At 77.6% G+C, this 5,454-nt stretch carries 4 protein-coding genes; all 4 read right to left on the reverse strand.

The annotated features are described in order from the left end of the window. Positions 1-1,463, reverse strand: a 1,463-nt coding sequence (locus tag PYV61_RS20350; RefSeq protein WP_275835053.1) for a flippase, incomplete at its 3' end; no start/stop codon positions are given. 7 nt (positions 1,464-1,470) lie between these two features. Beyond that, positions 1,471-3,372 (reverse strand): hypothetical protein, encoded by a 1,902-nt coding sequence (locus tag PYV61_RS20355; protein ID WP_275835055.1) that lies wholly within the window; start codon positions 3,370-3,372, stop codon positions 1,471-1,473. Next, positions 3,369-4,304 carry a glycosyltransferase family 2 protein gene (locus tag PYV61_RS20360; RefSeq protein WP_275835056.1) on the reverse strand — a complete coding sequence of 312 codons (936 nt, stop codon included), beginning with the start codon at positions 4,302-4,304 and terminating at the stop codon, positions 3,369-3,371. The genes PYV61_RS20355 and PYV61_RS20360 overlap by 4 nt, the downstream gene beginning before the upstream one ends. Before the next feature lie 26 nt (positions 4,305-4,330). Next, on the reverse strand, positions 4,331-5,454 hold a 1,124-nt coding region (locus PYV61_RS20365; protein WP_275835058.1), incomplete at its 5' end, for a glycosyltransferase family 1 protein.

The raw sequence follows: 5,454 nt of genomic DNA on the forward strand, positions 1-5,454 counted from the left end.
GGCGCGATGAGGGGGGTGACGACGTACACCGCGTAGGCGGCCAGCACCAGCGCCGCGAGCGCCGCGCGCGCGCCGTCGCCGGGCATCCACGCCGGCGCGATCACCAGCGGCGCGCCGACGGCGGCCCGCCACGCCACGCGGCCGAGCGGCGCCGCGGCGGCCGGCTGCAGGCGCGACGCGGCCCACAGAAGCGCCGCCGTGTCGACGAGCACCCGCAGCCCCCACGCGATGACCACGCCCGTCGTGCCGGCGCCGTGCAGCAGCAGCCAGAGCGCCCCGAGGTACGGCACGAGCTCCAGCAGGTGCAGCCGCCCCGTGACGTCGGCCCGCCCGCCCGCCTGCAGCACGGTGTACGCGAGCTGCCCCGCGACGTTCACGAACACCGCCGCGGCGAGGCCCTGCGCGAGCACGGCCGCGTTGCGCCCGAACTCGGGGCCGAGCCAGACGGTCAGCCACTCCGGCGCGAAGGCCGACAGCGCGAGCGCCGCCGGGAACACCGCGCCGAGCGTGGTGCGCGCCCCGCGGTCGAGCAGGAGCGCCGCCTGCGCGCGGTCGCGCTGGAGCGCCACGCCGAGCGCCGGGAAGAGCACCGGCAGCAGGATGGAGGTGACGACCCAGAGCCGCGTCACCGCCTCGTAGGCCGTCGAGTAGTAGCTGACCGCCGTCACCGATAGCAGCGCCGCCACGGCGAAGCGGTCGAGCGAGTACATGAGCGGGCTGACGACGTTGCTCACCGTCATCCACCCGCCGACGGCGAGCAGGGGGCGCAGCAGGCGGCGTTCCGGCGCGCGCGGCTGCCGCAGCGGGGCGAACGCGCGGCGGGCGGCCGCCACGTGCGCGAGCCACAGCCCGACGCGCCCGATCGCGAGCACGGCGACCATCGGCGGCAGCGCCGTCCCGAAGGGGAGCACGAGCAGCGGGCCGACGAACGTGATCAGCGCGAGCGGCACGCGCAGCGCGTTGATGGCGCGGAACGCCTGCACCGCTTCCAGCACGCCGCGGAAGCCGGCCGTCGACACGGTGAACGGGATCGCGAGCCCGATCCACCGGAACGCCGCCACGCTCTCGGCCTGCAGGGCCGGCGGCACGCGCAGCACGCGCTCCACCAGCCACGGCGCCAGCAGCGCGACCGCCGCGCCGCCGAGCGCGCCCAGCGGGACGAGCAGCCAGGTCGCGGTCCACACGAGCTCCGGCAGCTCCTCGTGCTCGTCGCGCCCGACGCGCTCGGCGATCAGCTGCGTCAGCGCGCGGCCGAGCCCGAGGTCGAACAGGCTGAAGTAGCCGACCAGCGTCCAGACGAGACTCAGCACGCCGAACCGCTCGGCGCCGATCGCGCGCACCAGCACCGGGATCGCGACCAGCGCCAGCCCGACGGGGATCAGCCACCCCAGCGCGTTGAGCGCGACGTTGCGCGCGAGCAGGCGCGAGCTGGTGAGGCGGCGGCCGTCCAGCGTCTCGCTCACGGGCGCCTCACCGCGGCAGCGGCAGCCGCCAGACGTCGCGGAGCCGCACCTCGTCGCCGTCGAACGTCTCGAGGCGGACGTTCGCGATCACCGTGTCGCGCAGCGGCGCCGGCGGGAAGACGTGCAGGTCGCCCACCACCGCGCCCGACGCGAGCGGCGTCGGCGCCAGCCGGAAGCGCCCGGCGGCGTTCGAGCGCTCCCCGACCACCGCTTCCGCGGTCGCGATCCCCCCGGTGCGCCGGAACTCGATGCGCGCGCCGACCACCGGCGTGCCGGCGTCGGTGAGCAGCTCGCCGACGTAGAGCAGGCTCGGGCCCACGTTCCACCGCCCGGCGAAGCGCACCGAGTCGTCGGCCGCGGTGCGGAGGCGGACGGGCCCCAGGCGCACCGGCGCCCCGCCGTCCGGGCCGACCGCCGTCAGCTCCCCCTCGACCTCGCCGACGGCGCGCGTCGGCGGCGCCAGCTCGAAGCCGCCCCAGTCGACGGTGACGGCGCTGACCGTGTCGCGCACGAGCGCGATGCCGCCGGTGCGCCGGAAGGTGACGCGCCACCCGGCGGCCGGCGCGCCGGTCGCGCGCTGCTGGAGCTGGCCGACGTAGAGCAGCTGCGCGCCGAGGCCGAAGCGGCCCATGAAGCGCACGCTGTCGTCGTCGGCCGCGCGCAGGCGGACGCCCGGGATGCGCGTCGGCTGCGCGTCGCCCGGCACGCGCACCAGCAGGTCGCCGACGACCTGGCCGACGCTGTCCGTCTCGAGCGCGAAGCCGAAGCGCCCGTCGGCGAGCGAGCGCGTCGCGACGCGAGGCTCGCGCGTCGCCAGCCCGCCCGTGCGCTCGAACTCCACCTCGACGTCGGAAAGCGGCGTGCGGTCGCCGCGGAAGACGAGCTCTCCCGCCGCCAGCACCTGGTAGCCGATCCCCAGCACGCCCAGGAAGGGCAGCTCGTCCCCGTCGTACGACCGGATGCGCACGCCGCGGATCACGAACGGCGCCTCGGGCCCCGCCGGGCGCACGGTGATGTCGCCCACCACCTCGCCCGGCGCTTCGCTCAGCGGGGTGAGGGCGAGCACCAGCTGCCCGTTCAGGTCCGTGCGGCCGACGTAGGTCGGCTGCTGCAGGGCGAGCCCGCCGGAGCGTCGGAACTCGACCGTCGCCCCAACCACCGGCTGCCGCGTCGCGCGCGAGCGGATCTCGACCGTGTAGTCGAGCGCGTTGCCGATGCGGAACGAGCGGTCGAGCTCCGGCAGCCGGTCGGTGTACCGCACCGGCAGCCGCACCCCGCGGATCTCGAGCGGGCGCGCGAACTCGTAGTACTTCACCGACAGGTCGCCGACGACCGTGTCCGCGCCGACGACCGGCGCCTCCAGATAGAACCAGCCGTCGACGCCGGCCTGCGTCACCGCGCGGTCGCCGCGCGCGAGCCGCGCGCCGCCGGTCCGCGTGAACGTGACCGTGCTGTACGCGAGCGGGCCGCCGCTCCGCCGGTAGATCAGCTCCGCGACGTAGTCCACGTACGGCTGCGTGACGTACGTCGGCAGCACCCCCCCGCCCCCGCGCACGTCGGTCGGCACCAGGCGCACGTCGCGCACCGTGTACGGCTCGAGCGGCGCCGGCGGCGCCACCGTCAGCTCGCCCGTCACAGGGGCGCCGGCCGGCGCGCCGACGCGCAGCGTGTAGCGCCCCTCCGCGTCAGTGACGACGACGAGCGAGTCGGCCGCGACCGGCCCGCCCCCGGTCGGCCGGAAGCGCACCACGACGCCCGGCGCGCCGCGCCCGCTGGCGAAGTCGATGACCTTGCCCGTGTAGCTGACCCGCGACTCGACCTCGCAGCCGACGGTCCCGGAGCACGGGTCGCAGGCGCTCGCGATCACGGCCGCGAGGGCCACGAGCAGCGCGCGCAGCAGGCGCCTCACGTCGCGGCCCCCTTCACGATGGCCAGCGCGCGCGCGCGGTCGCCGCGCGCGAGGTAGCGCGCGAGGTGCACGGCGCGCGTCGCGTAGAACCAGGCCGCGAACTGCGCGCGGCGCGCGGCGCCCAGGCGGAGGCGGACGAAGCGGCGGCGGTTGCGGTCGCGCTGCACGATCTGGAACGGCGACGGCTCCGCGGACAGCGGCGGCACCTTGTGCGTCAGCCGGGCCGCGGGCTCGTAGCGCAGCGCGAAGCCCGCCCGCGCGAGCCGCCACGACAGGTCGACGTCCTCGTTGTAGGCGAAGAACGCGTCGTCGAAGCCGCCCACCGCCTCGAGCGCGGGGCGCGTGAGGAGGAAGCAGCACCCGGTCGCGAAGGTGATCTCCCCCGCGCGGCTGCCCTGGGGATACTCGGCGTCGCGCGCGCCCTCGCCGCGGTGGCGGCCGGTGCCGCGCGCGAGCGCGAGGTCCCCACCGGCGAACCACAGCGTGTCCGGCGCGTCGTGGACGAGGATCTTGGGCGCCACGAGGCCCACGCGCGGGTCCGACCCCGCCGCCTCGACCAGCCGGCGGACGCAGTCGGGCGCGACCTCGGTGTCGTTGTTGAGCACCACGACGTGGTCGGCGCCGCGATCCAGCGCCCACGCGAAGCCGCGGTTGTTCCCGCCCGTGTAGCCGAGGTTCGCGCCGGTCTGCAGGTACGGCACGTCCGGGAAGTCGCGGTGCAGCCGCTCGCCCGAGCCGTCGGGCGACCCGTTGTCCACCAGCAGCACGGTCGTGCGCGGCCAGTCCGACGCCGCCAGCGTGCGCAGGCAGGCCGCGGTGTCGTCGTACCCCTTCCAGTTCAGCACGACGACGACGACGTGCGCCGGCTCCGCCGCCACCGCCCGCTCGCCCCCGCCCTCGCGCCCCGCGCGCTCGACCGTCCGTTCCGTCATGGCCGCAAGATACCGCCGCCGGAAGCCTACGGCCGGGGAGACGCGGCGACCTGCCGCAGCACGCGCGCCGTGCGGCGCGCGGTCTCCTCCCACCGGAAGCCGCCGGCGCGCGCGCCGCCGCGCTCGACCGCCGCGCGCCGCGCCGCCGGGTCGACCAGCAGTCGGTCGCAGGCGGCGGCCATCCCCGCGACGTCGTCGGGGGCGAACAGCGGCGCCGCGTCCCCCGCGACCTCGGCGACCGCCGGGGGGTCGGAGGCGACCACCGGCGCGCCGGCCGCCATCGCCTCCAGCACCGGGAGCCCGAACCCCTCGTAGCGCGACGGGAAGAGCAGCGCGCCGCAGGCGGCGTACAGCCCGCGCAGCGTGGCGTCGTCGACCTCCCCCGGCGCGACGACCGCGTCGCCGACCCCCGCCGCCTGCGCGAGCTCGCGGACGCCGCCGGCGGCGAACTCGCGCCCGGCGACCACGAGGCGGAGCGCGGGGTGCCCGGACGCGCGGAGGCGCGCCAGCACCGCGACCGCCGCCGCGAGGTTCTTGTGCGGCTTCTGGTTCCCGACGCACAGCAGGAACGGCGCGGCCACCCCGGGCGGCAGCGGGCCCGCCGGGCCGTCGGCGAACGCCGGCGACACGCCGTTGGGGATCGCCACGACCCGCGCGGCCGCGCGCGGCGCCCACGCCCGCACGTCGGCCGCCGAAGCCTCGGACACGCAGACGACGCGCGCCGCGGTGCGGAGCACGCGCGCCAGCGCCGGCCGCGCGAGCGCCCGCTTGGCGGCCGGGAACGCGCCCGGCACGCGGAACGGGATGAGATCGTGCACCGTCACCACCGACCGCGCGGGCATCGCGCGCAGCGGCGCGTCCCAGTGCGGGAAGAAGGCGGCCACCGCGCCGAGCACCGCCGGGTGCCGCCGCGCGCGGAGCCACGACCGCTGCGCCGCCGGGCCGTAGAAGCCGCCCGCGTGCGGCACGACCTCCACCGGGGCCGCGCGCTCGGGGAGCCACGCCTCGCGCGCCGCCGGATCGCCCAGCAGCACCAGCCGCTCGAACGGAGGCGCGGCGCACCACGCGGCCAGCCGCTCGCGCAGGTAGCGCCCGATCCCCGAGGCGGGCAGCTCGCGCCCGTCGACCGCCAGCGCCCCGGGCGCCGGCG

It is taken from the genome of Roseisolibacter sp. H3M3-2 (assembly GCF_029211165.1).
GTDB lineage: Bacteria > Gemmatimonadota > Gemmatimonadetes > Gemmatimonadales > Gemmatimonadaceae > Roseisolibacter.